The sequence below is a fragment of the Mycobacterium asiaticum genome (assembly GCF_001673315.1).
In the GTDB taxonomy this organism is placed as follows: Bacteria; Actinomycetota; Actinomycetes; order Mycobacteriales; family Mycobacteriaceae; genus Mycobacterium; species Mycobacterium asiaticum_B.
Genome location: NZ_LZLQ01000096.1, coordinates 1 through 24,785, shown reverse-complemented (window position 1 = coordinate 24,785; position 24,785 = coordinate 1). Strand labels below are relative to the sequence as shown.

Genomic DNA, 24,785 nt, shown 5'->3' with positions numbered 1-24,785 from the left:
GAATGGCTTCAGTGCGAACGAAGTGAGCGGCGATGGTCGGCTGGCTGGACAGGCTGCAGCGTCGCAATCGTGGCGTCGGGTTGGTTGTCGGCGTCGTTTACAAGTACCTCGACGACCAGGGTGGTTACCTGGCCGCCCTGATCACCTACTACGCATTCGTGTCGCTGTTTCCACTGCTCTTGCTGTTGACCACGGGGCTCGGGGTGCTACTGAGAGGACACCCGGATCTGCAGGCCCAGGTGTTGCAGAGCACGCTCAGCCAGTTCCCGGTGATCGGTGCTCAGCTACACCAACCTGAAGGTCTCAACGGCGGTCCCGCCGCCGTCATCGTCGGGATCCTCGGCGCGCTCTACGGCGGTCTGGGGGTCGGGCAGGCGGTACAGAACGCGATGGATTCGGTATGGGCCGTGCCGAAGCACGCGCGCCGCGATGCAATCAGGAGCCGCAAACACAGTCTGATGCTGCTTCTGGTGCTCGGTTCGGCGGCGATCGCGACCACCGTCCTGACGGCAATCGGCCATGCGACGGGGTCGCTGGGCGTGCTGGGCAAGATCGGCATCACTCTCATCACCGTCTGCATGAACGCGGTCATCTGTCTGATGCTCTTCCGGGTTACGACGGCGCGGGAATTGACCTACCGCCAGGTGCTGCCGGGAGCACTAGCGGGGGCCGTGATCTGGCAGGTGCTGCAGTGGTTCGGTGCCGGATACATCGGGCACGTCGTGAAAACATCGAGTGCGACCAACAGCGTCTTCGCGCTCGTCCTCGGGATGCTGGCCTTCCTGTTTCTCATCTCCTCCACGCTGGTGCTCTGCGCCGAGATCAACGTGGTGTTGGTCGAGGAGCTGCACCCCCGGGCCCTGCTGACACCGTTCACCGATGATGCCGATCTCACGCCGGCTGACCGCAAGACCTATACCAGGAAAGCCAAAGCCGAGCGGGTCAAGGGATTCCAGCGGGTCAGCGTGAGATTCGGTGATCTGGACCGCAAGAAGACGGACGCTCCCTGACTCGTTAACATGTTGCGGTGAAGACGGATTCGGAAGGAATCATGGAATTTCGGATATTTGTCGAGCCGCAGCAAGGCGCAACGTACGCAGATCAGCTCGCGGTCGCCCAGACCGCCGAGCAACTTGGTTTCGACGCGTTCTTTCGCTCCGATCACTACCTGGCGATGAGTGGGGACGGCCTGCCGGGCCCGACGGATTCGTGGGTCGCGCTGGGCGGGATCGCGCGGGAGACGTCGCGAATTCGGTTGGGTACCCTGGTGACTTCGGCAACGTTCCGTCATCCCGGCCCACTCGCGGTCGCGGTAGCTCAAGTGGACGAGATGAGCGGTGGGAGAGTCGAATTCGGCTTGGGCAGTGGTTGGTTCGAAGACGAACATCGAGCTTACGGGATTCCGTTCCCATCCGTCCGGGAGCGCTTCGACCGGCTCAGCGAACAGTTGGCCATCATCACCGGGTTGTGGACCACCCCGGCCGGTGAGACCTTCGACTATTCCGGCGAGCATTACACCCTCGCCGGCTCACCGGCTCTGCCGAAACCGGTCCAGACGCCGCATCCACCGATTGTGATCGGCGGCACCGGCGCCAAGCGAACCCCGGCACTGGCCGCCGCCTACGCCGCGGAATTCAATCTGCCGTTCGTCTCAATGGACGTGGCTCAGAAGCAGTTTCAACGGGTCGCCGATGCGGTGGACAGCGCGGGCAGGGACCCCCAGTCGATCGTCTACTCCTGCGCGTTTGTGCTATGCGCCGGCAAGAACGACGCCGAAGTTGCCCGACGCGCGTCAGTGATAGGTCGGGAAGTCGACGAGATGCGCTCCAACAGCCCGCTGGTCGGCACGCCCACCGAGATCGTCGACAAGCTCGGTCCCTGGACGGAGTTGGGAGCACAGCGCATCTACGCGCAGATGCTTGACATGTCCGACTTGTCGCAACTCGAACTCTTTGCGCACGAGGTGATTCCACAACTGCGGTGACTGGGCTGTCAACTTCTGAGTCCCGCCAGGAACCGTTGCATGCTCCGGGCCAGTGACCGCGGCACGTGATCGGGATCCATCAGGTCGTTCTCGGCCAACGGATTTGCCTCACCTGACACGGTTTCTTCGGTGAGCGGCCGCAACGTCTTGCCCCGACCGCGCAGTGCCTCAATGGCTTTCAGGACAGAACCGGACTGTCCTGCCACCCGTTCGAACTCGCTGACCGAGACGCCGAGGTGCTCGGCGATCAATTGGTCCCGCACGCACACGACTTGGCGACGCACGTCGTCGCGGGATGCGTCGTCAGGATGCGCCTCGACGGCCAAATCGCATTCGCTGTCAAATCCCAGTGAGCGGTTGTTGATGTTGGATGATCCGACACGCAACAACCGATCGTCGATCGCGATCACTTTCGAGTGAACGTATATCGGTGTGCCGCCATCGGTCACCGGCCAATAGACGCCCAATCGCCGATGGACGTCCGCCTCCCATAGCAGCTGCAGGAGCAGGTGCCGTGCGCTGTCCATCGCTCCTCGCTCGAGCGGGTTGTTGCCACGCCGCGGCAAGACGATGACGACCTCGGGACCGTCCTGCTCTCTCAACCTGGCGGCCAGGGCCTCGACGATGCGCCGCGCGGCCAGATATTGATTCTCCAGATAAATGATTCGGCGTGCGGAGGCGATTGCCGCCAGGTTGAGTGCCTCAACCTCGCGTACCTCAACACGATCGCCCGATTCCGGTATGGTGCGGGCGATTCCGACATCGACCTTGCGCAGGATCGGCTCAAGCCTGCTGGGCCACGGTGCGTGCTTGGCATCGACCGCCGACAACGACTGGCCGGTCGCGTTCTGCCACCGGACCCGAGCCTGCTCGGCGAGTGCGCGCGCCGCGGCCCCGTCGACGGCCGCACCTACCTCATGACGAGGCCCGTAACCGCGTCCCAGCGTCCGGCGGTTGCGAGAGTGATGCTGATGCGCGGGAGTATCCCAGCGACCGATCGTGAGGTCCACGCCGCCACAGAACGCGACGGCATCATCGATGACGGCGATCTTCTGGTGATGGACAGACCCGGTCGGGTGGTCGCCGTCGACAGAGAAGTGCAGCCGCTTGTTGCTGATCTGATTGACCAGAGAGACAGGGGTAAGCCCGAACCAGACATCGTCGAAAACAGGCAGCAGCCGCAGATTCGATTTCAACAGATAGATATCCAGGCCCGGTCGCTTTCTCAACATCCAGTACAAGAACGTGCCCAGTTGATTGGGCCCGGGCATCGTCTTCCCACCCCGCTCGAATGCCATCCGGAGGTCCAAATCCCACCCGATCAGCATGATTCGGTGTTGGGCACGCAACATCGCGGCCTTGACGTGCATGAAGTAATCGGCGGCGTCGACCACGGTGGCGAACTGGTCGGCCCGTGCTACGCGCCAGCAGGTCTGGCCGGGCACAAGCAATCGATCGTCGGGCACGCCAACTCTTTCCATCCGGGTGCACGGCTCAATGCCGGCATCGCTCTAACTACCGATCTTCCGCCGTGCGCAACGTAGACAGGCGTCCGGCACCACCGTATATGCTGCCTCAGATCACAAGTAGTTGATACTCGCCAGGCGACGGAGGTCCCTCGTGCACGACGACGTCACGACATTCCACGACACCGAACATGATTTCGCCCAGCCCTGGGCCCCGCACCGACGGAAGATCTACACCGCTACCGCGGCATTCACCTTTGCCGTGTTCCTCTTCATGACGGTCGGTGTCGGCATTGGAGTCATCGCGCCGACGTTCACCGCAGACGTGATCGCGAACGTGATCTTCGGCATACCGGTATTGCTTCTGCCGTTCGTGATTCTGTGGAATTCACCGGGAGAGAACCGGTCTCGACTGGACAAGGCGACCGAACTGACCCTGTTCTATCTGCCATACACGGCCGGCAGCCAGATCGGCTATGAACTCGTCTTCTTGATCGGCCACCCGCTCGGCCTCTGGGCGCCCACTACCGACCCGGGCTGGAAGTGGTTGTGGTGGCAGTACGGACTGGCCGACACCCGCTATGTCAGCGGCAACCCGTGGATCTTCGCACTCGAGGTCGTGGGGGTATGCACGGGCGTCACCGTATTCGTCATGTGGACGCGGCTGATCCGTCGCAACCTGACCGCCGAATCGCGCATCCGCAGCCTGTGGATTGCGTTCGCCGGATGCGCTGTGCTGATGAGCAGCACGGCCGTCTACTTCCTGGCCGAAGTCGGCGCTGGATTCAGCGACATAGGACAGGGCGCCTTCGGGCTTGGGTTCAAGTTCATCGCCGAGAACATTCCGTTCATCGTGCTGCCGCCGCTGGTTCTGTACTCCATTCACCTTCAGATCGATTACCTGACGCGCCGAGCGGGGGCGAAGCTCGCGCTAGTCTGAGCCGTGACCAAAGCGGGCCTGTGGCTGAACGCAGTCCTCGCGGCGGTCGGGATCGCAGCCTTCCTGGTGATGGCGGGAATCTTCGGTTACAAATGGCTGGCGCGCGACGAAGTAAACCGTTCCTACAGCTGCGGAAGCGGCAGCCGAGGTGGCACGTGCTTCGAGGGCGAAGCGACGAACATGGTGCTTACCTTCGTCTTCGGCGGCCTCGCGGTGCTGGGGATCGTGCTGTGCGTACAGGTGATTCGGTCGCACCGGCGAGCCGGACGCGACTAGCTTGTCTTCACTTTCGCCCCGCGGCAGGAGCGACCGCGTATCCGACACTGTGCGCCGTCGTCCTCGATGACCGTGACCCGTCCGGCGATAAGGCGTCCAGCAGCGACTCACGTGGCTGCTGCGAGGCATCGCCGCCACGGGATATCACTTCAGTTGTTCGAGCTAGATTTGGCCACCGTCAGCAGGACAACCGAATCGTCGATCGCCTCGAGGCATTGCCACGCTCGCGAGATACTCACGTGGTCGCCGACGGTGCATCATCGTCCGTCGCCACTGTGATGCGGTAATTGTGGTCTCCGAGTGCCTCGACGTGCATCTGGTTCGCCCGCAAGAACGCCGACGTGAAGCGGGCAAGCCCTCAGTGAGCCGCCAGTCTGGCCACGCAGAGTTCGGGCTCGACCAACGGCTCGAGGTGTGCTGAGATCTCCTCTGATGCCTGGCGACGACCACCGTCAGCGTCTGCTTGAGCGAGCAGGCCCTGCAGCAGTCCCAAATGCATTGCACATCCCACTTCAGGGTGCGCCCTGGCGAAACTCCTTACCGGGCAAGCGTGCAGTCGCATTATTCGCTCCCGCCCAACCGTCGGCGCGCTGTCGTGGGACGGGTGCGCTGTCGGTTCGGCGGTAGCGGTCAGCTCAGGATCGAACCCCATCCGCTTGAAGACCTCTGTAACGTGCAGAACCGCTCGATCAAATGCCTCATCGACCTCTTTGTCGGAGGCGGCTTCGGTTTGTCCGGCTTGGGCAGTCGGCGAAGCGGTCAACCGGGTGGCCCACTTTCGTCCCGCGTGTTGGGCACGCCGAGCGCGGGTTTCCATCGTCTGGCCCAGTTCCATTGCGAGGACCTCAAGGAGAACCCGGTAATCCAGCCGCTCCTCGACCGCCAGATATTTGGTGCGCGGTCTGCCCACGCCGGGACGGTTGAAGGTGGTGCGCACGATCACTCCTTCGTCGCACAGCGCGTCCAAATGGAACCGGACTGTCGTGACATGCAACCCGATCTGGGTGGCGAGCTGGACGGCATCGACACCGCCATCATGATCACGCACCATCTGGAGTATCTGTTCGCGTCTGTGGTTGTCACGTAAGCGATTTCGCCGCGGGTGCTGCACCTGGGTGTCTGTCTCCTCTTTCAACTGCCACCTTTGCTTAAATATATTTAAAGGATATACTTGCTTTATATTACGGCTTTTCAACGACGCAAGTAGCAATATGAGGATCGGCGTGAACGCCTTGGCCTTGACCGAACTGCACGTCCAGCGTGGACCCGAGCCGCCCGCCAAGGCAGCAAAGCCGGTGGTCTCGACGTCCACCCTGGGAAATCACGCTCCACCAGCCGGCGTAGCTGAGTTCCTAGGCCTGCGCCTAGGACTGAAGCCCGTCCACCAACCATCCGGACACGTGCAGGGCGCGTGGTGGCCGCGATCTACTCAACTAGCCACCGAACTGCCGCAGTTGCTCGCAGCCCTCGCGTCGCGGTCTGGCTCGATTGACCGAGTTGTCTACGACGAGAGGGCTTGGGCGACAGCACCATCGCATCTCCGCTCCGAGGGACGCGATGTGAAACTCTGCAGCTCTTCTGACCGGTCGATCAACACAATTTCGTTGATCGGAGATCAGGTCGGACAGCTTGTTCTCTTGGTAGTCCCCCCATACACCCAACCCTCGCGGGCATATACGGCTGTGATGACGGCGGCGAGATCGGGTGACGAGTCGACGACTGACGAACTGTTAGGGATCGGGAAGCGGGCGGCCGAGGACCGCCGTTCCGCACTGATGGCGCACCAGCGTTGGGACACCGCCGGCGGCGCTTTGCCCCGCCGGCGACAAGACCCGGCGGATCGGTCAACACGCTGAGAGATCAGGAGATGCGAAAATGTCTAGTGACGAAGAACCCGGAGCCATAACTGACACCATGCGTCGGTTTCTCTGGGAAAGAAGAGGTTTCGCTCAGTTGTCTGACGGTGCCGAACCGCGATCGGCGCGGAGTCGCCGTAAGCGATTCCGCACCCGGACGCTCGTGGTTGCGGTGGCTTTTGCAGGTTTGGTGATCCTTGGACCACGCACTCTGAGCGAGAGGGAACTCAGGTTCCGCAAAAGTCCGCCGCTTCCGCGGGAATCGTTGCCCGCCCATGGGGTCACTCGCCACACGGACCTCGCTTCTGGCCCCGCCGCGTTGGTCGCATCGCCGGATACCGTGGTCGATTTGTCTGTACGCCCCTCAGCAACTCTCGCAAACGCGTCATGAAATTCGCTGAGGCTGATCATGTCGATAGACATGACTGTTTCAACACACATTGAGCCCGAGTCCGGCAGCGAGTGCGACCACATACCCGGGCGGAACGGGAGGAAATAGTGATCACCCTCTACGCCGTGGCGGCCACCGTTGGCGTTGGACTTCTCCTGCTGGGAACAAACCTTCGCGTTGTTAAACAATTCGAGCGTGGTGTGGTATTCCGATTCGGTCGTGTGCAACCTCGCGTACGGAGACCCGGCCTCGCACTGCTGATTCCCCTCGCGGATCGCCTCGAGAAGGTCAACATGCAGATCGTCACGATGCCCGTGCCTGCCCAAGACGGCATCACGCGCGACAACGTGACCGTTCGGGTCGATGCGGTCATCTATTTCAACGTTGCGGACCCACTGCGTGTCGCGGTCGACGTGCAGGACTACATGGCCGCTATCGGCCAGGTGGCGCAGACATCGTTGCGCTCCATCATCGGCAAGAGCGATTTGGACGACCTGCTGTCCAACCGGGAGCATCTCAATCAGGGCCTGGAACTGATGATCGATAGTCCCGCACTCGGCTGGGGTGTGCACATCGACCGCGTCGAGATCAAGGACGTGGTCCTGCCGGATTCGATGAAGCGGTCGATGTCGCGCCAAGCCGAGGCCGAGCGAGAAAGGCGGGCCCGGATCATCACCGCGGACGGTGAACATCAGGCCTCGCAACGGCTGGCCCAGGCCGCCGAGGTCATGGCCGAGCATCCTGCCGCACTGCAACTCCGGCTTCTTCAAACGGTTGTCGAGGTTGCCGCAGAAAAGAACTCAACACTGGTGCTCCCCTTCCCCGTCGAACTACTGCGGTTCTTGGAACGGGCAACACCGCAAGGAGTCGATCAGGGAAACAGCAACGTGCATAGCGCCCCCGATCCCACCGCGGCACCCATCAATGAGACGGCGAGCGAGGCTGCGCCGCACGTCCCAAGCGCGCACGAACTCAAATTGGGCGTCCGGATCGAAGATCAACCATTCCAACTGAGCCGATAGCGCCCGAAAGGCTCAGTATGACCGGGCAGGGATTGATCACCGTGGGACACGGCACCTCCGGGCGCACGAAGTTGACCACGTTGCTACATGGCGCCGGTGTGGCGAAACTAGTAGACGTGCGGACCGCTCCGGGCAGTCGTCGCAATCCGGATGCAACCCTGAGTGAGCTCCAATGCTGGCTCCCTGCAACGGATATCGAATACCGCTGGGAGAAGCGGCTCGGTGGCTGGCGCAAGGCCGCCCCGGATTCACCAGACATAGTTTGGCGGAACGTCTCGTTCCGCGGGTATGCCGCCTACATGCGCGATCCAGACTTCGTCGCCGCAATCGAGCCGTTGCTCGAGGACGTCGCGCAGTCACCAACCGCGGTCATGTGCAGCGAGACATTGTGGTGGCGTTGTCACCGTCGCCTCATTGCGGACTTCGTTGTCCTTTCCCGTCGCGTGCCTGTGCACCATCTGATGCAGGACGGTCGACTCGTTCCGCACGTCCCCACGCCGGGAGTGCGATTGCGAGCTGATGGACTACTGATCTACGACGACATCGCGGCGAGTCTTCAGAAAGTCTGATCGATGACCGTGCGTGCTGCATCGACTTATGAGTTCAAACCGATACTGACGCCGCGTCTTTCGCTGCCGCTGGTAGCGCCGGAGGAAATCGCTGAGCAGCGCGGCGGTTGATGAGATTGACCGCAGTGGGGATCGTCGCCCCGCGGCAGCTGCTCGTGCGAATCGAGGAGGAACCGAAATGACACAAAAGAGGCCCCCACTTCTTATCTCATTCCTGGCACCCCGTCTCCTGAAATGGATATCCAAAGCGAACGTGGCAATCTATCGCGCCACCGACGGGCGAGTAGGTGGTCATGAGCTGGGCCTCCCGTTGTGTCTGTTGACCACCACTGGCCGCAAGAGCGGGTTATCCCGGACGACTCCGCTGATATTCATGGCCGACGGTGACCGCGTTGTCCTGGTGGCGTCGCAGGGCGGCCTGCCCGCACACCCGATGTGGCTACTGAACATTCGCGCCGATTCTGACGTGCGCCTCCAGATCCGCGGCGAGAGTCGCGCCATGCGTGCCCGCGTCGCCGACGACGAGGAACGCACACAACTCTGGCCGCGACTCATTGCCCACAACCCACGATGGGCGAGGTACCAATCGTGGACCGACCGGGTCATCCCGGTGGTGATTTGCGAACCGCCGAGTGTGACTGAGTAATCGCGCATGCATTCAGAGCCAAGCAACGAATCGCCCTTGACGGTCGAACCGGCCGCCGCCGCCACGGCGGGTGACCCGCCGCGGACTTGGACCCCAGCGGCAACCCGCTGAGCGAATTTGCCGGTTCGCCCCAACACCATCTCGGGATCTCACCGGCGCCATCTAGGCCACAAGCACGTCAGCGGCACGCTGTCGGTGATCAGCGCTCCATCCGGCTGCACCGAGTTCGTCTTACGTCGTGGCCAAACATCGTCTGACCTGGTGGTGGCAGGTACTGGATTCGAACCAGTGTAGCTTTCGCGACGGATTTACAGTCCGCTCCCATTGGCCGCTCGGGCAACCTGCCGCCTAGCAGGTTACAACGAACGGGTAGACAGTTCACAAACGGCTAGCACGACGAGGAAGGGCTATCGCATGGCGGACTCATCGTTCGACATCGTCAGCAAGGTCGACCGGCAGGAAGTCGACAACGCACTCAACCAGGCCGCGAAGGAACTCTCCACCCGGTTCGACTTCCGCGGCACCGATACCAAGATCGCCTGGAAAGGCGAGGAAGGCATCGAACTCACCTCCTCGACCGAGGAGCGGGTAAAGGCGGCCGTCGACGTCTTCAAGGAGAAGTTGATCCGCCGCGACATCTCTATGAAGGCCTTCGAGGCGGGCGAACCGCAGGCCTCCGGCAAGACCTACAAGGTGACCGGCACCCTCAAACAGGGCATCAGCAGCGAGAACGCCAAGAAGATCACCAAGCTCATCCGCGACGAGGGGCCCAAGACCGTCAAAACCCAGATCCAGGGCGACGAGGTGCGGGTGACCAGTAAGAAACGCGACGACCTGCAGGCCGTTCAGGGCCTGCTCAAGCAGGCTGACCTCGACGTCGCGCTGCAGTTCGTCAACTACCGCTAACCCAAGCGAGGTTTTGCATGACCGACACGGATCAAGTCGACGTCCTGATCGTCGGCGCGGGTATCTCCGGCATCGGCGCGGCCTATCGCATCTCGCAGCGCAATCCCTGGCTCACCTACGCCATCCTGGAGCGGCGGGACCGGGTCGGCGGCACCTGGGACCTGTTCCGCTACCCGGGCGTGCGGTCGGACAGCAGCATCTTCACGCTGAGCTTTCCGTTCGAGCCGTGGACGCGTGAGGAGGGTGTCGCCGACGGCGACCACATCCGCGAGTATCTGGCAGCTACGGCCCGCAAGCACGGCATCGACAAACACATCCGGTTCAACAGTTACGTGCGCCGCGCGGACTGGGACTCAACCACCGACACCTGGACGGTGACCTGCGAGCAGGACGGCGCCGCCAAGCAGTACCGCTGTCGATTCCTGTTCTTCGGCAGCGGCTACTACAACTATGACGAGGGCTACACCCCCGACTTCCCGGGCATCGAGCAGTTCGGCGGCACCGTCGTGCATCCCCAGCACTGGCCGGAAGACCTGGACTATGCCGGCAAAAACGTCGTCGTGATCGGCAGCGGGGCCACCGCGGTCACCCTGATCCCGTCAATGGCCGAACGCGCCGGCCGGGTGACCATGCTGCAGCGCTCGCCCACCTACATGATCTCGGCGTCGAAATACAGCAAGTTCGCCTGGTTCAGCCGAAAAGTCATGCCCCGCAGGGCATCGCACTTGGCAATTCGGTTCTACAACGCCTTGATGGAAGGGGTGTTGTGGTTCCTGTCGCGCAAAACGCCGTCGTTGATCAAGTGGTTGCTACGACGCAAGGCCATCCAGAACCTGCCTGATGGCTACGACGTCGACATCCACTTCAAGCCGCGCTACAACCCGTGGGACCAGCGGCTGTGCCTGATCCCCGACGCCGACCTGTACAACGCCATCAAAGACGGCCGCGCCGAGGTGGTCACCGACCACATCGACCATTTCGACGCCACCGGCATCGCGCTCAAGTCCGGAAAGCACTTGGACGCCGACATCGTCGTCACGGCGACCGGTCTGCAGCTGCAGGCCCTCGGCGGCGCCAGCATCAGCATCGACGGCGCCGAGATCAACCCCACCGACCGTTTCGTCTACAAGGCGCACATGCTCGAAGACGTGCCCAATCTTTTCTGGTGTGTGGGCTACACGAACGCGTCCTGGACCTTGCGGGCCGACATGACCGCACGCGCGACGGCCAAACTGATCGAACACATGGCGGCGCACGGCTACACGCACGCCAGTCCACATCTGGGCGGCGAGCCGATGGACGAAAAGCCCGCGTGGGACATCCAAGCGGGTTATGTGCGCCGAGCGCTGCATGCGCTGCCCAAGTCGGGTACCAGACGGCCGTGGAATGTGCGGCAGAACTATTTCGCCGACGCGATCGACTATCGATTCGACCGGATTGACGAGGCGATGATGTTCGGACGCGCGTCTGACCGGGCAGCCTTGGCGGGCTAGTTCGGGGTTTACGCTAAGCCCATGGCAGCTGACAAGCGCGAACCCAAAGTCGTTGTCCTCGGTGGCGGATCCTGGGGCACCACCGTGGCGTCTATCTGCGCGCGGCGGGGGCCGACACTGCAGTGGGTGCGCTCGGAGGACACGGCCAAGGACATCAACGAGAACCACCGCAATAGTCGCTACCTGGGTGACTCGGTTGCCCTCTGCGAAAGCCTGCGCGCCACAACTGATTTCGCCGAGGCCGCTAACGCCGCCGACGTAATCGTGATGGGTGTGCCATCACACGGGTTCCGGGGCGTGCTGACCGAACTGGGCAAGGAACTGCGTCCCTGGGTCCCGGTGGTCTCGCTTGTCAAGGGTCTCGAGCAGGGCACCAACATGCGAATGTCGCAGATCATCGAGGAGATCCTGCCCGGACACCCGGCCGGCATCCTGGCCGGGCCGAACATCGCCCGCGAGGTGGCCGAAGGCTATGCTGCGGCCGCCGTGCTGGCCATGCCCGACCAGCATCTGGCCACCAGACTGTCGACGTTGTTCCGCACCCGCCTGTTCCGCGTCTACACCACCGACGACGTCGTCGGAGTGGAGATGGCCGGTGCGTTGAAGAACGTCTTCGCGATCGCGGTCGGCATGGGCTATTCCTTGGGCATCGGCGAGAACACCCGCGCACTGGTGATCGCACGATCGTTGCGCGAAATGACCAAATTGGGTGTGGCCATGGGCGGCAACGCCGAAACGTTTCCGGGCCTGGCCGGCCTCGGTGACCTGATCGTGACGTGTACCAGCCAGCGCAGCCGCAATCGGCACGTCGGTGAGCAACTGGGAGCGGGAAAACCGATCGAGGAAATTATCGCGTCGATGAATCAGGTCGCTGAAGGCGTGAAAGCGGCCAGCGTGATCATGGAATTCGCCAACGAGTTCGGGCTGAGCATGCCGATCGCCCGCGAGGTCGATGCGGTGATCAACCACGGATCGTCGGTGGAGCAGGCCTACAGCGGCCTGGCCGCTGAGGTCCCCGGACACGAGGTGCACGGTTCCGGTTTCTAGTCGGATTTGAGCCTGCTGGGGCGGCGCATAGAAGATTTGGGTTCGCTATGCACCTGGCGCGCCAGGTTGCCCACTGGTAGCCCTACCCCTACCGTCGTGCAGAGGTTGCGAGGCGGTCCGGTCCAAAACAGCGTTGTTTCTGGGTAACCGTATTCGCTTGTGCGCCAGATTGTTACGACTGCGTAATAAGACGCGACACGGGGCGGGATATCGGATTGTCCCCCGGTGGTATGACGAGGGAGCCTCCGATGCAACATGTCGACCAGATCGGTGAAACTGATCTTGATCGTGGTATCCAATCCGCCTCGCGCACCGATAAATTGCGCTCGGTCATTGCCCATGACCTGCCCGCATCGCTAGTGGTGTTCCTGGTCGCGCTGCCGCTGTCCTTGGGTATCGCGATCGCCTCGGACGCACCGGTTCTTGCCGGGTTGATCGCTGCGGTTGTCGGCGGAATCGTCGGCGGCGCGCTGGGCGGTTCGCCGTTGCAGGTCAGTGGACCGGCGGCCGGGCTGACCGTCATCGTCGCCGATCTGATCGCCGAATTCGGCTGGGGCATCACCTGTTTCATTACCGCCGTCGCGGGTCTGATGCAGGTGCTGTTGGGGCTCAGCCGGGTGGCGCGCGCCGCATTGGCGATCTCGCCGGTGGTGGTGCACGCGATGCTGGCCGGCATCGGAATCACTATTGCGCTGCAGCAGACCCATGTGTTGCTCGGCGGCGAGTCACACAGTTCGGCATGGGTGAACGTGGTCGAGTTGCCCGCCCAGATTCTCGGCGCCCACCGACCCGGAATGATCCTGGGCCTGCTGGTGATCGCCATCATGGTCGCATGGCGCTGGGCGCCGGCCAAGATGGCCGCAGTTCCCGGTCCGCTGGTGGCCATCGTCGTGGTGACCGTTGCCTCGGTTGTGTTCCCTTTCAACGTCTCTCGGATCGCTCTGAACGGTTCGGTGATCGATGCCCTGCAATTGCCGGCCATTCCACACGGGAACTGGGGTGCGGTGGTGGTCGGCATCATCACCGTCACCCTCATCACCAGCGTGCAGAGCCTGCTGACTGCCGTCGCAACCGACCGGATGCACAGCGGGCCACGTACCAACCTGGACCGGGAATTGATCGGGCAGGGCGCCTCCAACATCGTCTCGGGTGCTATCGGCGGCCTGCCTATCGCAGGTGTGATCGTGCGCAGCTCGGCCAATATCAAGGCCGGTGCCAAGACCGGCGCCTCGACGATCCTGCACGGCTTCTGGATCCTGCTGTTCGCCCTTCCATTCGCAGGACTGATCGAACTGATCCCGAGTGCCGCGCTGGCCGGTCTGCTGATCGTCGTCGGGATGCAGCTACTGCAACCCGCACACATCGAAACCGCGGTGAAGAACCGCGACTTCGCCATCTACCTGGCGACCATCGTCGCCGTCGTGTTCCTCAACCTGTTGGATGGTGTTGTCATCGGGCTGGTCTTGGCCATCGCGATGACGGGGTGGCGCGTGGTTCGGGCCAAAGTAGAAGGCATGCCGGATGGCGACGAATGGCGTGTCACCATCGAAGGCGCCTGCACATTCCTCAGCCTTCCCCGGCTCACCCGCGTGCTGACTTCAGTGCCGCAACGAACCGCGGTCACGTTGCACATCGCAGTCAACTACCTCGACCATGCTGCGCACCAAGCCATTACCGATTGGCAGCAGCAACATCACGCCAGCGGCGGGACGGTGCATGTCGACGGGCTACTGCAGCATGGGCACTCGCCGCGCCGCTCCACGCTGGTGGCCGGCGAAGCGCCTTAATTGATCTCGATAGCGATGTGCAACCGTCGGCCGCACACCCGCGCCAAGCGGTCCAGGACATCGACGCGCGGCGCCTCGGCTCCCGTCTCCCAGGCATCGACATCTGCCTGGCTGACACCGAGTTCGGCCGCCAGTTGCTCCTGACTCAGGTCTGCACCGGCCCGCGTCTCGAATATCAACTCAGCCAAGTTCAGCGAGACACCGGCTTCGTGAACTTCCATTGATTTTTCCTGCGGTGTTGCCATGTTTGTCGTATACCCCGATGGGTGCCTACTCACGCGGCGGGCCAGTGGATTTCAGCCCCGCGCCATCGCCTCCAGCCGGCGGATGCGGTCCTCGATCGGTGGGTGCGTGGAGAACATCGACCCGATGCGCTCGCCGGCACGGAACGGGTTCGCGATCATCAGGTGCGCCTGGCTGGCCAGTTGCGGCTCGGGCGGCAGCGGAGCCATCTGTACCCCACCGGAGATCTTGCGCAGTGCGGACGCCAGCGCGAGGGGGTCACCGGTCAGCATCGCTCCCGACTCGTCGGCCTGGTACTCCCGCGAACGCGACACGGCCAGCCGCACCACCGTGGCGGCGATCGGGCCGAGCAACGAAACCAGCAGCAGCGCAAAAGGATTGGTGCCGCCTTCACGGTTACCGCCGAAAGCCCCGAACAACATCGCCATGTTGGCCAACGCGGTGACCACCGACGCCAGCGCTCCTGCCACGCAAGAAATCAGAATGTCACGGTTGTAGACGTGGGAAAGCTCGTGGCCCAAAACGGCGCGCAACTCGCGCTCGTTGAGAATCTCCAGGATGCCGGTGGTGCAGCACACCGCGGCGTTGCGCGGGTTGCGTCCGGTCGCGAACGCGTTCGGCGCCGTGGTGTCGCTGATGTACAGCCGGGGCATGGGCTGATGAGCCGCGGTGGCCAGTTCCCGGACGATCTTGTACATCACCGGGGCTTGCAGCTCCGACACTGGCTGGGCATGCATGGCCCGCAAGGCCAGCTTGTCGCTGTTGAAGTAGGTGTAGACGTTGATGCCGACGGCGAACAGCGTCGCCAGGATAAGGGCGGTTTTACCGAACAGCGCGCCCACGAAAACGATCAGCGCGGACATACCGACCAACAGCGCGAAGGTCTTCAGCCTGTTGGCATGCGGATGCCAGGTCATTGGTGTGTCCTCCTACGAACACGCAGCTTGTTTGGAAACTTGTTTGAACTACAGCCCAACAACGCCCGGGAAGAGGGTGAAGGTTCCACACCCAGGGAATTCGTCCTACCCGTGCCGACTGACGGTGTAGTCGACCAGGGCCCGCAGCGCGGCGCGGCCGGGGCCGTCCGGCAGCAATTCCAGCTCGTGACGCGCCTGGTCGGCGTACTGCGCCAGGGTCTCCTTGGCCTTGGCCATGCCCGACGACGACCGCAATAGACTGAGGGCTTCGAACACTTCGGCGTTGTCGTGGATGGGTCCGGCCAGCAACTCCCGTAGCCGGGATCCCTCGGGCGCGGTCTCCTGCAGCGCGTAGAGCATCGGCAGGGTGCGTACACCTTCCCGGAGGTCGGTGCCGGGCAATTTGCCTGATTCCTCAGACTCACTGTCGATGTCGATGATGTCGTCGGCGATCTGGAACGCGGTACCCACGATGGCGCCCAGGCGGCTCAACCGTTCGATCTGCTCGTCGTCGGCGCCGGAGAACATGCCGCCGAACCGGCCCGCGGCGCCGATCAGGCTGCCGGTTTTCTCATGCACCACCCGCAGATACTGCTCGATGCGATCCGTGCCCTCCGGGGAGCCGCGGGTCTCCCGCATCTGGCCCGTCACCAGCTCCGCAAAGGTGTCCGCGACGATCCTTACCGCTTCGGGCCCCAGCCGGGATACCAACCGCGACGCGGTCGCCAGCAGATAGTCACCGGCCAGGATGGCGACGTTGTTTCCCCACCGGGCGTTGGCGCTGGGTGCCCCGCGCCGAACCTCCGCCTCGTCCATCACGTCGTCGTGGTAAAGCGTCGCGAGGTGGATGAGTTCGACCACGGCACCGGCCACCGTTACGTCGTCGTTGTTCGGGTCCGGCCCTGTGTGCGCGCTCAGGACGGTGAACAGGGGGCGAAAACGCTTGCCGCCGGCCTGGAACAGATGCAGCAGTGACTCGGTCATGACCTCGTCAGAATCCCGCAATTCGGCGTCCATGAGCTGCTCGACACGACCAACGCCATCGCGCACGGTCGCGGCGAAATCGGCGTCGCCGAAGTCGACGCCCGCCACCACCGTCGCCGGAGTTCTCATTCGACCAACATACTGGTGGACGTGGAGAACGAAGCCCCCAGCGCCCTGCGCGCCGACGTCGTCGTCGTCGGTGCCGGACCGGCTGGGTCGGCGGCGGCAGCCTGGGCCGCCCGTGCCGGCCGCGATGTACTCGTCATCGACTCGGCCAGCTTCCCTCGCGATAAGGCATGCGGCGACGGGCTGACACCTCGCGCCATTGCCGAGATGAAGTTGTTGGGACTGGACGAGTGGCTCGCCGGCCGCATCCAGCACCAAGGTTTGCGCATGAGTGGGTTCGGAGGCGAGGTCGAAGTCGCTTGGCCGGGCCCGTCGTTCCCCGCCCACAGCAGCGCTGTCGCGCGGTTGGAACTCGACGACCGGATCCGTAAGGTCGCCGAGGAGTCCGGTGCGCGGATGCTGCTGGGCGCCAAAGTAGTTGGCGTGCATCATGATTCGTCGCGTCGGGTATCAGGGCTGACGCTTTCTGACCGTACCGAGGTGTCCTGCGGTCAATTGATTGTCGCCGACGGAGCGCGGTCCTCGCTGGGGCGCAAACTGGGCCGGCGTTGGCATCAGGACACGGTGTACGGCGTGGCCGCCCGCGGCTACCTGGCTACGGCGCGCGCCGACGACCCATGGCTGACGTCGCACCTGGAGCTGCGCTCCCCCGACGGCGCCGTGCTGCCCGGTTACGGCTGGATCTTCCCGCTGGGCAATGGAGAAGTGAACATCGGCGTCGGCGCGCTCTCGACGACGAAACGGCCGGCCGACCTGTCGCTGCGACCGTTGATTTCCTACTACACCGATCTGCGGCGAGACGAATGGGGATTCGACGGCGGGCCGCGCGCGGTGGCGTCGGCGCTGCTGCCGATGGGGGGCGCGGTCTCGGGTGTGGCCGGGCCCAACTGGGTGTTGATCGGTGACGCGGCGGCATGCGTAAACCCGCTCAACGGCGAAGGCATCGACTACGGATTGGAGACGGGCCGGCTTGCCGCCGAGGTGCTCGACTCGTCCGACCTGTCCCAGCTGTGGCCGGCCCTGCTCACCGATCATTACGCCCGCGGCTTCTCGGTCGCGCGCAGGCTGGCATTGCTGTTGACCTTCCAGCGATTCCTGCCGGCAACCGGACCGATCGCGATGCGCTCGACCACTTTGATGCGCATCGCGGTGCGGGTGATGGCAAATCTGGTGACCGACGAGGACACCGATCTGGTGGCGCGGGCGTGGCGCAGCGGAGGCCGGGCATCCCGGCTGATCGACCGCCGGCCCCCGTTCAGCTGAAGTCTCGCGCGCGTCGGCAATATCAACTTGGTTGACATATATCAGGCAGATTGATATGAATTTGAAGCATGAGTGCACAACCGGAATTCGAGTTCGACGCGGTCTACCGCGGTGAATCCACCGAACTGGGCGAGGGTGTCCGACCGCCGTGGAGCCTGGGCGAACCGCAACCCGAACTGGCCGCGCTGATCGAACAGGGCAACTTCGTCGGTGACGTCCTAGACGCGGGGTGCGGGGAAGGCGCCATCTCCCTGGCCCTGGCCGAACGGGGCCACACCACCGTGGGTCTTGATTCCTCGCCCACGGCAATCGAATTGGCTCGGCGCGAGGCCGAAAAGCGCGGCGTGACCAACGCCACCTTCGCCGTGGCCGACATCACCGACTTCGGTGCTTACCCGCCGGGGTCGGCCGCCCGATTCGGCACCATCGTGGACAGCACCTTGTTCCACTCGATGCCTGTCGAACTGCGCGAGGGCTACCAGCAAGCCATCGTCCGAGCCGCGGCACCGGGGGCGCGCTATTTCGTGCTTGTCTTCGACAAGGCCGCAATACCCGAGGGTCCACCCTTCGCGGTCACCGCGGACGAACTGCGCGAAGCGGTCGCCAAGCACTGGGTGATCGACGAGATCCGGGCGGCCCGTATCTACGCGCAGGTCCCGGCGAACTCACCCGGGATGCCCTTCGAGACCCGCGACGAACCCGATGGCCGCAAGTCGGTTGGAGCGTGGCTGCTCTCGGCGCATCTAGCCCAATAGCGTGCCCGGCCCAGGTGTATAGTTCGTCTAATGAAGCAGACTCGGCTGGCTGTTTTCGCTGGTCTGACGGTCGCCGCGATCGGCTTTGCGGCACCCGCCCAGGCCGATGACTACGACCAGGTCTTCAACAAGACACTGAACAGCTACGGCATCTACGGCCCACAGGATTACAACGCCTGGCTGGCCAAGATCAGCTGTCAGCGACTGGAGCGCGGCGTGGATCACGACGCCCACCAGGCGGCGACGTTCCTGCAGCGCAATCTGCCCCGCGGCACCACCCAGGGGCAATCGCTGCAGTTTCTGGGCGCGGGGATCGACCATTACTGCCCCGAGCAGGTAGGCGTGCTCCAGCGGGCGGGAACCTAGGGTTTCGCTAGACCTGCTTGTACGCGGCGTGCAGCGCCACGATGCCGCCGGTCAGGTTGCGCCACCGCACCGCCGACCACCCGGCCCGCGCAATCTCCTGCGCTAACGCCGCCTGGTCCGGCCAAGCCCTGATCGACTCAGCGAGGTAGACGTAGGCCTCGGGGTTGCTCGATACCGCGCGCGCCACTCGGGGCAACGCCTGCATCAGATACTCCTTGTACGCCGTGGCGAACAAAGTGTTTGTGGGAGTTGAGAATTCGCACACCACCAATCGACCACCCGGCTTGGTGACGCGCGCCATCTCACGCAGCGCGACGGGATAGTCAGCCACATTGCGCAGGCCGAAGCTGATCGTCACCGCATCGAAGACCTCGTCCGCGAACGGCAGTTTGGTGGCGTCGCCGGCGACTTTGGGCACCTCGCGCGCGCTGCCGGCAGCCAACATGCCGACCGAGAAATCGGCCGCCACACACCACGCTCCGGACTTGGCCAACTCGACCGTCGAGACCGCCGTGCCCGCGGCCAGGTCCAACACCTTCTCATCCGACCCGATGCGTAGCGCCGCACGGGTGGCCCGCCGCCAGAATCGGTCCTGGCCCAGAGAAAGCACGGTGTTGGTGAGGTCGTAGCGACGGGCGACGCCGTCGAACATCGACGCGACGTCGCGTGGATCTTTGTCGAGGTCCGCGCGGCTCACGCCTGAGACGCTACCCGGCCCGCCAACCCGGGAATGCGCCGCCGGGTAATGCGTTGCAACAACGCGTGAGCGAAAAAGTTTGGTTTATCACCGGGACATCACGCGGCTTCGGGCGGCAGTGGGCCGCAGCCGCTCTGCACCGCGGCGACAAAGTAGCCGCCACCGCACGCGACACCGGGACCCTCGACGACCTGGTGAGTGAGTACGGCGACGCGGTGTTGCCGATCCAACTGGACGTCACCGACCGAGACGCGGACTTCGCGGCCGTCAAGCAGGCACACGACCATTTCGGACGCCTGGACATCGTGGTCAACAACGCCGGCTACGGCCAGTTCGGATTCATCGAAGAGCTGACCGAGCAAGAAGCCCGCGACCAGATCGAAACGAACGTGTTCGGCGCGCTATGGATCACCCAGGCGGCGTTGCCCTATCTGCGGGCACAGCGCAGCGGGCACATCATCCAGGTCTCCTCGATCGGCGGCATCAGCGCGTTCCCCGACGTCGGCATCTACCACGCCTCCAAATGGGCGCTGGAAGGTTTCTCCCAGGCGCTGGCCCAGGAAATCGAGTCCTTCGGGGTCCACGTCACACTGATCGAGCCGGGCGGGTTCGACACCGATTGGAGTGGCTCGTCATCCAAACGGGCGAACCGACTTCCGGACTATGCCGAGGTGCACGCCACCCAGGACGAATGGCGTAACCAGCGGTGGGCCCGGCCCGGCAACCCGTCGGCGTCGGCGGCGGCGCTGATGAAGGTGGTAGACGCCGAAAAACCGCCACTGCGAGTGTTTTTCGGTGCCGGTCCGCTGCAGATAGCCAAGCAGGACTACGAAAGCCGGTTGCGCACCTGGGAGCAGTGGCAGCCCGTTGCCGAGTTGGCGCAGGGCTAGAGGACTAGGCGTAGCGCTTGATGACTCCGGGTCGGGCCGGAGCGGCCAACACCGCCTCGTAGTGGCCGAGGAGTTCATCGCAGATGACCGGCCAACTGCGGTCTAGCACGCTGCGCCGGGCCGCCGCGGCATAGCGCTGACGTTCCTGCAGTAGATGTGTAACCGCGTTCGGCAGTTGCGCTTCGAACTTCTCGACGGGCAACAACAGCCCGGTTCGGTTCGGGGCGACCAGGTCACGCGGCCCACCGGCGTCGGGCGCGATGACCGGCAGGCCCGAAGCCAACGCTTCCTGCACGACCTGGCAGAACGTCTCGTGTTCCCCGGGGTGCACGAAGACGTCCATGCTGGCGTATGCCGCGGCAAGTTCGGCACCGTACAGGGCGCCCGTGAAAACCGCTGTGGGCATTGCTGTTTGCAGCTTGGGGCGGTCTACGCCGTCACCCACGACGACAAGGCGAACCGCGCCGCCGGCCGCAAGTCCGGCGAGCCGTTCCACGTGCTTCTCCGGAGCCAGACGGCCCACGAATCCAACGATCGGCTTGCCCTCCGGCGACCACCGGCGGCGCAGTGTCTCGTCGCGGGCCGACGGTGCGAACCGGATCAGGTCGACCCCGCGAGCCCACCGGTGAACCCGTGGGAACCGTTGCGCGGCAAGTGACTCCATAGTGGCGGTGGAGGGCGCGAGGGTACGGTCGGCGAGGCTGTGCAGGTGCCGAAACCATGCCCACGCGGCCCGGGCGGTTATCGGAATGCCGTAACTGGCGGCGAAACCGGGTACGTCGGTTTGGTAGACGGCAACCGTCGGCACACCGAGGCGCCGTGCGGCGAGCATCCCGCCGTAACCCAGCAGTGCCGGTGAGGCCAAATGCACCACGTCCGGGTCGAATCCGCGTAACACCCGCAGCATGGTGGGAGTCGGCACCCCCAGCGGAAGCGATGTCACCTTGGGGAACATGCGAGAAGGCGTCCGATGCACCCAGACACCGTCGTGCAACCGGTCGGCGCGGGGCTCGCCGGCGGGGTTGTCCGGTGCGATGACGAGGGCCTGGTGACCGGTGCAACGCAGATGTTCCAGCACTCGCAGGACCGAGTTGCTGACACCGTTGACCTGCGGAAGGAAAGACTCCGCGACGATCGCAACACGCACCACACCACCGTGGCAGCACCGCCTGTCGCCAAGGTTGCCGTCCGGAATACGCGACGCGAAAAGTTGGCGCTGCAGGCTAAGCGCGACTGCTCAACCGTTTGTCCAACACCGCGAGCAGGGCCAACGCGATGGCGGCCGCCAGCCAGCCCACCACCGCGATCGATCCGGCGGGGATGATCGCCAGCGCGGCGTTACGGTGCTGCACCCGCACCAGATTGGGGTCCCGCTTGTTGTACTCGACATAGATCCGCATGCCCGTCGCGAGCTCGGAGGGGTAGAGCACGCCAAGCTCGGGCCGATAGGTGACGCGTTCTGGTGTGACGAATTCGATCGTGGAGCGCCGCGGTCCAGCGCTGAGCACCTCGGCCTGCGCCACCCCCATGTTGCGTTGAATCGCCAGGTCGTTGCGCCACGCGCCGGCCACCAACAGCACCGATTGCAGCGTCACCAGGAACGTCACGATCAACACGATGATGCGCGCCCAGCGCACTACGATCCTGGCCCGGGTATCCGGCATCTCTTCACTGGTGCCGTGAATCAATATGCGCAGCAGATGTTTTGGTGATTTCAAAGGGCTGCCCTGATCGCGGCGTGCAGTCTTCGCAGCGAGGACCGGTCGGCCTTGACCTCCAGCACCCGCATTCCGGCGCCGGGTTCCTCCAGAGCGTCGGCCAACTCATCGACCTCGATCTGGCGGCTCTCCACGTGGTACGCGCGGCACAGCGCGCCCACGTCCACGTCGTGCGGGGTACCGAAGATGCGCGACGACACGTCCCGGAACCGCGGGTCACCTTGCTCGAGCAGTTCGAAGATCCCGCCGCCGTTATCGTTGGACACCACGATCGTCAGCCGGCGCGGGGTGGGTTCGGTGGGACCGATCAACAAGCCCGAACTGTCGTGGACGAAAGTCAGGTCGCCGATCAGCGCGACGGTGCGGGGCGGGTCGTCTTGGTCGCCGGCCCGCTCATGCGTCCGCTCATACGTCTGCTCATACGTCTGCTCATAAGACAGCGCCGCCCCGATGGCGGTGGACACCGTCCCGTCGATACCGGCGACTCCGCGGTTGGACCGCACTTGGATGCCGTTCGTGTCGAGGGAGACCAGCGCCGCGTCCCGCACCGGGTTGGACGCGCCGAGCACCAGTTGGTCGCCGGGCCGTAGTGCGCCAGCCACGGCGGCGGCGACGTGCAGACCGGTGGTGAGGGGGTGTTCGGCGAGTTGGTCGCGTACCGCTGCCACGGCCTGCTGGTTCAGTTCGGCGCAGCGTCGCAGCCAGGCGGCGTTCGGTGTACCGGTGGTGACCGCCCGGGTTCCGTTGGCCTGCGAGTTGCCCGACACGTCCGGCCAGCGCGGACCCGTCGTCAGCGCATACACCGGCACATTGGGGTCAGCCAGCAGCGCCGAGACCGGGCGGTGCAACGTGGGCCTGCCCAGCATGATCACCTGCTGAGGGCGTATTAGCGGCAGCGCGAGGGGATGCAGTGGGTTGGCCGCCGGGGGGGCTGTCGGTTCGGCGACGGTCGGCAGGTCGCCGAGGTTCGGGTAGCTGCCGGCACCGTGCCCGGCGATCACGATGGTGTCCGGCGTGAGGTCGATGTCGAGCGGTTGGTCGAACGTGACCGGTGGCGTATAGGTCCACGGCTTGCCGTCGGGTCGGCCGGGCGGGGTCGGCGCATTCAGGTGTTCCGGGTCGGGCACCAGGGGTTCGCGCAGCGGGATGTCGAAGTGCACGGGCCCGGCATTTGCGGTGCGAAAACCCATGGCGGCGACCAAGACTCGGCTGGTCGCCGAGCGCCAGGTGGCGTTGAGGGCGGCCATCCGTTCGGGCGCATCCTCGGCCAGTCCCAGGCTGATCGTGGCGCGGACCTGTGAACCGAAGTAACCCAGCTGCTCCATGGTCTGGTTGGCGCCGGTGCCCAGCATTTCGTAGGGCCGGTTGGCGGACAACACGATGAGCGGGACCCGGGCGTAGTTGGCCTCCACCACCGCCGGCCCGAGGTTGGCGACAGCGGTGCCCGACGTCATGGCGATACAGACGGGGGCGTGACCGTTGGAGGCCCCGATGGACAACCCGATCGCCAGGTAGCCGGCGGTGCGTTCGTCGATGCGCACGTGCAACCGCAGCCGCCCGGCCCGGTCGGCGTCGTGCAAGGCGAACGCCAGCGGCGCGTTCCGAGACCCGGGACACAGCACCACGTCGCGCACGCCGCCGCGGATCAACTCGTCAACGACGACGCGGGCCTGAGTCGTCGAAGGGTTCATCAGTACAGGGTGTCACAGGCTGTGGAAGAGCAGGTACGGCGGCGAGAGTGCTGTGGGGGCGTCGAGACTGCCGTCCCGCCCGCGCCGAGACTGCGGGCTGGGGACGCCCACCGCAGTCTCGGCATCGAGACTGCGGGTGGGGAATCGAGACTGCGCCCAGTGTGTCCTCGCCGGGCGTGTCGAGACCGTCACCGCAGTCTCGCTGCGGCTACCGCAGTGTCGACGCCGCCACCGCAGTCTCGCTGCGGCCACCGCAGTCTCGGGACGCCCACCGCAGTCTCGGCATCGCGACTGCGGGTGGGGAATCGAGACTGCGCCTAGTGGGTTCTCGGCGGGCGTGTCGAGACCGCCGCCGCAGTCTCGCTGCGGCCACCGCAGTCTCGGCCCAGCCGCCGCAGTGTCGACATCGAGACTGCGGGTGGGGAATCGAGACTGCGCCCAGTGCGTTCTCGCCGGGCGTGTCGAGACCGTCGCAGCAGTCTCGCTGCGGCGACCGCAGTGTCGACGCCGCCGCCGCAGTCTCGCTGCGGCTACCGCAGTGTCGACGCCGGCACCGCAGTCTCGCTGCGGCCACCGCAGTCTCGGGACGCCCGCCGCAGTGTCGCTGCAGCCACCGCAGTCTCGGCGCCCCCCACCGCAGTCTCGGCGCCCCCCGCCGCAGTCTCGGCGCCCCCGCCGCAGTCTCGGCGCGGGCGGGACGGCAGTCTCGACGCCCCCACAGCACTCTCGCCGCCGTACCTGCTCTTCCACAG

At 64.5% G+C, this 24,785-nt stretch carries 26 protein-coding genes and 1 tRNA gene; 16 read left to right on the top strand and 11 right to left on the bottom strand.

Features of this window, described 5'->3' with window-relative positions; genetic code table 11:
- The first annotated feature begins 32 nt into the window (after positions 1-32).
- Positions 33-1,010 carry a YihY/virulence factor BrkB family protein gene (locus A5636_RS14740; RefSeq protein ID WP_065159381.1) on the top strand — a complete coding sequence of 326 codons (978 nt, stop codon included), beginning with the start codon at positions 33-35 and terminating at the stop codon, positions 1,008-1,010.
- A 41-nt stretch (positions 1,011-1,051) separates the two neighbouring features.
- Positions 1,052-1,984: an LLM class F420-dependent oxidoreductase gene (locus A5636_RS14735; RefSeq protein ID WP_065159468.1), complete on the top strand. Its 933-nt coding sequence runs from the start codon at positions 1,052-1,054 to the stop codon at positions 1,982-1,984.
- Positions 1,985-1,992: 8 nt separating this feature from the next.
- On the opposite strand, the gene A5636_RS14730 is transcribed toward A5636_RS14735, so the two are convergent.
- Positions 1,993-3,465, bottom strand: coding sequence for a phospholipase D-like domain-containing protein (locus tag A5636_RS14730; protein ID WP_172827239.1), 1,473 nt, complete (start codon positions 3,463-3,465; stop codon positions 1,993-1,995).
- 139 nt (positions 3,466-3,604) lie between these two features.
- Between A5636_RS14730 and A5636_RS14725 the strand changes: the two genes are divergently transcribed.
- Together A5636_RS14725 and A5636_RS14720 are read left to right on the top strand one after the other, a co-directional pair.
- Positions 3,605-4,390, top strand: a complete 786-nt coding sequence (locus A5636_RS14725) for an emopamil-binding protein (protein WP_065159379.1) — start codon at positions 3,605-3,607, stop codon at positions 4,388-4,390.
- Between the two features lie 3 nt (positions 4,391-4,393).
- A complete protein-coding gene (locus A5636_RS14720) occupies positions 4,394-4,666 on the top strand; it encodes a hypothetical protein (RefSeq protein WP_065159378.1) in 273 nt (90 codons plus the stop codon).
- A gap of 358 nt (positions 4,667-5,024) precedes the next feature.
- Here A5636_RS14720 and A5636_RS14715 read toward each other — a convergent pair whose 3' ends face one another.
- Entirely contained in the window at positions 5,025-5,801 is a 777-nt protein-coding gene (locus A5636_RS14715; protein WP_065159467.1) for a helix-turn-helix transcriptional regulator, read from the bottom strand.
- A gap of 76 nt (positions 5,802-5,877) precedes the next feature.
- Between A5636_RS14715 and A5636_RS27315 the strand changes: the two genes are divergently transcribed.
- The 4 genes from A5636_RS27315 to A5636_RS14700 all read left to right on the top strand — a co-directional run bounded on the left by A5636_RS27315 (position 5,878) and on the right by A5636_RS14700 (position 9,150).
- The gene (locus tag A5636_RS27315) at positions 5,878-6,522 is read left to right on the top strand and encodes a DUF5994 family protein (protein WP_367592600.1); all 645 of its coding nucleotides are present in this window, start codon (positions 5,878-5,880) and stop codon (positions 6,520-6,522) included.
- A 501-nt stretch (positions 6,523-7,023) separates the two neighbouring features.
- Positions 7,024-7,935 (top strand): slipin family protein, encoded by a 912-nt coding sequence (locus tag A5636_RS14710; RefSeq protein WP_172827240.1) that lies wholly within the window; start codon positions 7,024-7,026, stop codon positions 7,933-7,935.
- 17 nt (positions 7,936-7,952) lie between these two features.
- Entirely contained in the window at positions 7,953-8,504 is a 552-nt protein-coding gene (locus A5636_RS14705) for a DUF488 domain-containing protein (RefSeq protein ID WP_065159377.1), read from the top strand.
- Positions 8,505-8,682: 178 nt separating this feature from the next.
- Positions 8,683-9,150 (top strand): nitroreductase family deazaflavin-dependent oxidoreductase, encoded by a 468-nt coding sequence (locus A5636_RS14700; protein ID WP_065159376.1) that lies wholly within the window; start codon positions 8,683-8,685, stop codon positions 9,148-9,150.
- A 262-nt stretch (positions 9,151-9,412) separates the two neighbouring features.
- Here A5636_RS14700 and A5636_RS14695 read toward each other — a convergent pair.
- Positions 9,413-9,496: transfer RNA gene (locus A5636_RS14695), tRNA-Tyr, on the bottom strand.
- Between the two features lie 68 nt (positions 9,497-9,564).
- Here A5636_RS14695 and A5636_RS14690 point away from each other — a divergent pair.
- The 4 genes from A5636_RS14690 to A5636_RS14675 all read left to right on the top strand — a co-directional run bounded on the left by A5636_RS14690 (position 9,565) and on the right by A5636_RS14675 (position 14,383).
- A complete protein-coding gene (locus A5636_RS14690) occupies positions 9,565-10,056 on the top strand; it encodes a YajQ family cyclic di-GMP-binding protein (RefSeq protein ID WP_065159375.1) in 492 nt (163 codons plus the stop codon).
- Between the two features lie 17 nt (positions 10,057-10,073).
- Positions 10,074-11,549, top strand: a complete 1,476-nt coding sequence (locus A5636_RS14685) for a flavin-containing monooxygenase (RefSeq protein WP_065159374.1) — start codon at positions 10,074-10,076, stop codon at positions 11,547-11,549.
- A gap of 21 nt (positions 11,550-11,570) precedes the next feature.
- Positions 11,571-12,596: an NAD(P)H-dependent glycerol-3-phosphate dehydrogenase gene (locus tag A5636_RS14680; RefSeq protein ID WP_065159373.1), complete on the top strand. Its 1,026-nt coding sequence runs from the start codon at positions 11,571-11,573 to the stop codon at positions 12,594-12,596.
- Positions 12,597-12,844: 248 nt separating this feature from the next.
- Positions 12,845-14,383: a SulP family inorganic anion transporter gene (locus tag A5636_RS14675; RefSeq protein WP_081287803.1), complete on the top strand. Its 1,539-nt coding sequence runs from the start codon at positions 12,845-12,847 to the stop codon at positions 14,381-14,383.
- Here A5636_RS14675 and A5636_RS14670 read toward each other — a convergent pair.
- The 3 genes from A5636_RS14670 to grcC1 all read right to left on the bottom strand — a co-directional run bounded on the left by A5636_RS14670 (position 14,380) and on the right by grcC1 (position 16,656).
- Complete coding sequence (locus A5636_RS14670) at positions 14,380-14,604, bottom strand: helix-turn-helix transcriptional regulator (RefSeq protein ID WP_253900596.1); 225 nt, start codon at positions 14,602-14,604, stop codon at positions 14,380-14,382. The two genes, A5636_RS14675 and A5636_RS14670, sit on opposite strands and share 4 nt — an antisense overlap.
- A 75-nt stretch (positions 14,605-14,679) precedes the next feature.
- Complete coding sequence (gene htpX, locus A5636_RS14665) at positions 14,680-15,543, bottom strand: zinc metalloprotease HtpX (protein WP_065159371.1); 864 nt, start codon at positions 15,541-15,543, stop codon at positions 14,680-14,682.
- Between the two features lie 105 nt (positions 15,544-15,648).
- Positions 15,649-16,656, bottom strand: coding sequence for a nonaprenyl/(2E,6E)-farnesyl/geranylgeranyl diphosphat synthase (gene grcC1 / locus A5636_RS14660; protein WP_065159370.1), 1,008 nt, complete (start codon positions 16,654-16,656; stop codon positions 15,649-15,651).
- A 45-nt stretch (positions 16,657-16,701) separates the two neighbouring features.
- Between grcC1 and menJ the strand changes: the two genes are divergently transcribed.
- The 3 genes from menJ (at position 16,702) to A5636_RS14645 (ending at position 19,037) form a co-directional block, all read left to right on the top strand.
- Positions 16,702-17,916 carry a menaquinone reductase gene (menJ, locus tag A5636_RS14655; RefSeq protein WP_155763832.1) on the top strand — a complete coding sequence of 405 codons (1,215 nt, stop codon included), beginning with the start codon at positions 16,702-16,704 and terminating at the stop codon, positions 17,914-17,916.
- A 68-nt stretch (positions 17,917-17,984) separates the two neighbouring features.
- On the top strand, positions 17,985-18,671 hold the full coding sequence (locus A5636_RS14650) for a class I SAM-dependent methyltransferase (protein WP_065159369.1): 687 nt from the start codon (positions 17,985-17,987) through the stop codon (positions 18,669-18,671).
- A 30-nt stretch (positions 18,672-18,701) separates the two neighbouring features.
- The gene (locus A5636_RS14645; RefSeq protein ID WP_065159368.1) at positions 18,702-19,037 is read left to right on the top strand and encodes a DUF732 domain-containing protein; all 336 of its coding nucleotides are present in this window, start codon (positions 18,702-18,704) and stop codon (positions 19,035-19,037) included.
- A gap of 7 nt (positions 19,038-19,044) precedes the next feature.
- Here A5636_RS14645 and A5636_RS14640 read toward each other — a convergent pair whose 3' ends face one another.
- Positions 19,045-19,734 carry a demethylmenaquinone methyltransferase gene (locus tag A5636_RS14640; RefSeq protein WP_065159367.1) on the bottom strand — a complete coding sequence of 230 codons (690 nt, stop codon included), beginning with the start codon at positions 19,732-19,734 and terminating at the stop codon, positions 19,045-19,047.
- Positions 19,735-19,799: 65 nt separating this feature from the next.
- Here A5636_RS14640 and A5636_RS14635 point away from each other — a divergent pair, with 65 nt between their 5' ends.
- Positions 19,800-20,624, top strand: coding sequence for an SDR family oxidoreductase (locus tag A5636_RS14635; protein ID WP_065159366.1), 825 nt, complete (start codon positions 19,800-19,802; stop codon positions 20,622-20,624).
- Between the two features lie 4 nt (positions 20,625-20,628).
- Here the strand turns inward: A5636_RS14635 and A5636_RS14630 are convergent, their stop codons facing one another.
- From A5636_RS14630 to A5636_RS26855, 4 genes are all read right to left on the bottom strand, one after another.
- A complete protein-coding gene (locus tag A5636_RS14630; protein ID WP_065159464.1) occupies positions 20,629-21,771 on the bottom strand; it encodes a glycosyltransferase family 4 protein in 1,143 nt (380 codons plus the stop codon).
- Between the two features lie 76 nt (positions 21,772-21,847).
- On the bottom strand, positions 21,848-22,342 hold the full coding sequence (locus tag A5636_RS14625; RefSeq protein WP_155763828.1) for a DUF3592 domain-containing protein: 495 nt from the start codon (positions 22,340-22,342) through the stop codon (positions 21,848-21,850).
- The gene (gene menD / locus A5636_RS14620; RefSeq protein ID WP_065159364.1) at positions 22,339-24,033 is read right to left on the bottom strand and encodes a 2-succinyl-5-enolpyruvyl-6-hydroxy-3-cyclohexene-1-carboxylic-acid synthase; all 1,695 of its coding nucleotides are present in this window, start codon (positions 24,031-24,033) and stop codon (positions 22,339-22,341) included. The genes A5636_RS14625 and menD overlap by 4 nt, the downstream gene beginning before the upstream one ends.
- 530 nt (positions 24,034-24,563) lie before the next feature.
- Positions 24,564-24,785 (bottom strand): hypothetical protein (locus tag A5636_RS26855; RefSeq protein WP_216638838.1); only part of this gene is annotated, 222 nt, incomplete at its 5' end.